This is a genomic window from Nocardia acididurans, assembly GCF_016741815.1.
GTDB lineage: Bacteria > Actinomycetota > Actinomycetes > Mycobacteriales > Mycobacteriaceae > Nocardia > Nocardia acididurans.
On record NZ_JAERRJ010000074.1, the window covers coordinates 1 to 264 of the forward strand.

Genomic DNA, 264 nt, shown 5'->3' on the forward strand with positions numbered 1-264 from the left:
GCGCTTGTTGGGTTGTTCGGTGAGGTGCTTGGTGTGGATCGGGTCGGTGTCGATGACTCGTTCTTCGATCTGGGTGGCCATTCGCTGTTGGCGACGCGGTTGGTGAGCCGGATTCGGTCGGTGCTCGGTGTGGAGGTTCCTATTCGGGTGGTGTTCGAAGCGCCGACGGTGGCGGGTTTGGCGGTTCGGCTTGATGAGAAGGCGCGGGTGCGGCCTGCGTTGGTGGTTCAGGATCGTCCGGAGTTGTTGCCGTTGTCGTTCGCG

General features: G+C 62.5%; 1 protein-coding gene. It reads left to right on the forward strand.

Annotated features, from left to right (window positions below; all coding sequences use genetic code 11):
* Window positions 1-12: 12 nt before the first annotated feature.
* On the forward strand, window positions 13-264 hold a 252-nt coding region (locus JK358_RS38855), incomplete at its 3' end, for a phosphopantetheine-binding protein (protein ID WP_372440816.1).